Origin of the sequence: Microbacterium sp. UBA3394 (assembly GCF_002358725.1) — a bacterium.
GTDB classification, from domain to species: Bacteria; Actinomycetota; Actinomycetes; order Actinomycetales; family Microbacteriaceae; genus Microbacterium; species Microbacterium luteum.
This window is the reverse complement of the sequence record NZ_DEPK01000280.1, coordinates 1-3,113: the sequence shown is the minus strand read 5'-3', so window position 1 is coordinate 3,113 and position 3,113 is coordinate 1. Positions and strand designations below refer to the sequence as shown.

2 protein-coding genes and 1 pseudogene are annotated in these 3,113 nt (G+C 71.8%); all 3 read left to right on the top strand.

Features of this window, described 5'->3' with window-relative positions; all coding sequences use genetic code 11:
* Positions 1-968: aminomethyltransferase family protein (locus B4E30_RS16255; protein ID WP_286796288.1), on the top strand; the 968-nt coding region annotated here is incomplete at its 5' end.
* The gene (gene gcvH / locus B4E30_RS16250; protein WP_286796286.1) at positions 965-1,348 is read left to right on the top strand and encodes a glycine cleavage system protein GcvH; all 384 of its coding nucleotides are present in this window, start codon (positions 965-967) and stop codon (positions 1,346-1,348) included. The genes B4E30_RS16255 and gcvH, both read left to right, overlap by 4 nt.
* Before the next feature lie 62 nt (positions 1,349-1,410).
* Positions 1,411-3,113 (top strand): annotated as a pseudogene (locus B4E30_RS16245) (glycine dehydrogenase (aminomethyl-transferring)); the annotation flags it as partial.

The following is a 3,113-nucleotide window of genomic DNA, read 5'->3' as shown; positions in this document are numbered from 1 at the left end:
CGATCGGCAAGGCCACCTACTCACTCGTCCTGACCGAATCGGGCGGCATCGTCGACGACGTCATCGTCTACCACCTCGATGAGGAGCGGTTCCTCGTCATCGCCAACGCCGGCAACCGCGACGCGGTCGGCAGCGCGCTCGACGAGCGGCTGCGCGCTTTCCCGGCACCCACGCCGGCGAGCACCGCCGACGAGAGTGGTTCGTTCGCGTTCGTCGCCGGAGCCCAGCCTCGCGTGGAAGACGTCTCCGACGTCTCTGCGCTGATCGCCCTCCAAGGTCCCCGGGCCGCGCAGATCCTCGCCGACGTGAGCGGACTCGAGCTCGTCGCGCCGCCGGCAGGGCGCGACGGCGTGCCCGAGGAGTGGGCGGTCGCGGATCTCGGCTCCTACGCGGCGCGCGGAGCGGCGTTCGCGGGCACGACCGTCGTCGTCTGCCGCACCGGTTACACCGGCGAAGACGGATTCGAACTCCTGATCGCCGCCGACGCCGCGCCCGCGCTGTGGGACGCCGTCCTGGAGGCGGGAGAGCCCCACGGGCTCATTCCTGCGGGACTCGCCGCGCGCGACACCCTTCGCCTCGAAGCGGGCATGCCGCTCTATGGCCACGAGCTCGGCCGCCATATCCGTCCCGCTCAGGCCGGGCTCGGCCGCGTCGTCGCGATGGGCAAAGACGACTTCGTCGGAAAGGCCGCGCTCGCCGAGGCCCAGGACCCGGCGGCGCGTGTGCTCGTGGGGCTCGTCTCCGAGGGCCGCCGGGCTGCGCGTGCGGGCTATGCCGTGCTGGCCGGAGACGACATCGTCGGCGAGGTCACCAGCGGCGCCCTGAGCCCCACGCTCGGCCATCCGATCGCGATGGCCTTCGTCGACCCCGCCCAGGCCGAGCCCGGAACAGCCCTCGCCCTCGACGTGCGGGGGACCCGCATCCCCGCGACCGTGACCGCCCTGCCCTTCTACCGGAGGAACCGATGACCGACACCACCGCCCTGAAGTACACCGCCGAGCACGAATGGATCGCCCTGGACGGCGACACCGCGACCGTCGGCATCACCGCCTTCGCCGCCGAGAAGCTCGGCGACATCGTCTTCGTCGAACTGCCCGGTGTGGGATCGGAGGTCTCCGCGGATGCCGTCTGCGGCGAGATCGAATCGACGAAGTCGGTCGGAGAACTTTACGCGCCGCTGACGGGTACCGTCTCGGCCGTCAACGACGACGCCGTGGACGATCCGTCGCTGGTGAACTCCGACCCCTTCGGCCAGGGGTGGCTCATCAAGCTCACCGTCGACCCCGCCGCCGTCGACGGACTCCTCGACCACGAGGCGTACGCGAAGCTCACCGGCGGGCAGGCGTGACGGGCGGAGCCGCGGCCTTCGCCGCCCGCCACATCGGCACCGACGGTGCCGCCCAGCGGGTCATGCTCGACACGATCGGCTACGCCGACACCGCCGCTCTCCTGGAGGCGGCCGTTCCGGCATCCATCCGGCTCGCCGACGGAGAAGGCCTCGATCTCGAGGCCGCCACCGAGGCCGAAGCGCTCGCCGAGCTGCGCACGTTCGCCGACGGCAACACCGTCGCGCGGTCGATGATCGGACTCGGCTACCACGACACCCACACCCCCGCGGTCATCGCGCGCAACGTGTTCGAGAACCCGTCGTGGTACACCGCCTACACCCCCTATCAGCCCGAGATCTCCCAGGGGCGGCTGGAGGCGCTCATCACCTTCCAGACGATGGTGACCGATCTCACCGGGCTCGACACGGCGAACGCGTCGATGCTGGACGAATCGACCGCGGTCGTGGAGGGCATGCTCGTCGCGCGACGCGCGTCGAAGAGCCCCTCGAACGTCTTCCTGGTCGACGCCGACGCGCTGCCGCAGACGCACGATCTCCTCGCTCACCGCGCCGCGGCGCTCGGGATCGAGCTGCGCCCGGTCGACTTCGCCGCGGGTGCCTCGGTCGACGGTGACGTGTTCGGCGCCTTCATCCAGTACCCCGGAGCATCCGGACGGGTGTGGGACCCCACCGAGGTCATCGCCGCGGTGAAGGACGCCGGCGGTCGCGTCGTCGTCGCCGCCGACCTGCTCGCGCTCACCCTGCTGCGCTCGCCCGGCTCCCTCGGGGCCGACATCGCCGTGGGAACCACCCAGCGATTCGGTGTGCCCATGGGCTTCGGCGGGCCGCACGCGGGCTACATGGCGGTGCGTTCCGGTCTGGAGCGTCAGCTGCCCGGACGCCTCGTCGGCGTGTCGCAGGACGCCGACGGCGCCCCCGCCTACCGCCTGTCGCTGCAGACGCGGGAGCAGCACATCCGTCGGGAGAAGGCGACGTCGAACATCTGCACCGCGCAGGTGCTGCTGGCGGTCATGGCGGCGATGTACGCCGTCTACCACGGCCCCGACGGCCTGCGTGCGATCGCGCGGTCGGTGCACGAGCAGGCGACGCTCGTCGCCGACGCGCTCACGGCGCGGGGGCTGCCGGTGATCGCCGAATCGTTCTTCGACACGATCCAGGTGCGGGTGGCGAACGCCGACCCAGTCGTCGACGCCGCCCGCGCGCGCGGCATCCTGCTTCGCCGGGTGGACGAGGGCACCGTCGGGGTGAGCTTCGACGAGGTCTCGGCGTCGACGCGCGGGGTGGTCGAAGACCTCCTGGCGGCGTTCGGGGTCGCGGATGACGCCGGGGCGGCGCCCTCCGGCGCGCCTGTCGGCACGGCCGCGACGCGGTCCTTCCCCGAGGCGCTGCGGCGCACGGACGACTGCCTCACGCATCCGGTATTCGCCGCCCACCACTCCGAGACCGCCATGATGCGGTACCTCAAGCAGCTCGCCGACCGCGACTACGCCCTCGATCGCGGGATGATCCCCCTCGGGTCGTGCACCATGAAGCTCAACGCCGCCACCGAGATGGCCGCGGTGTCCTGGCCCGAGTTCGCGCGGATGCATCCGTTCGCCCCCGCCGAGCACGTGACGGGATACCTCGACCTCGTCACGCAGCTCGAGCAGTGGCTCGCCGACTTGACGGGCTACGACGCCGTCTCGCTGCAGCCGAACGCGGGATCGCAGGGCGAGCTCGCCGGCCTCCTCGCGATCCGCGGCTACCACCGCTCGCGCGGTGACGA

Coding starts and splice junctions, on each gene's coding strand:
- gcvH (WP_286796286.1), top strand. CDS start 965: ATGACCGACACCACCGCCCTGAAGTACACCGCCGAGCACGAATGGATC.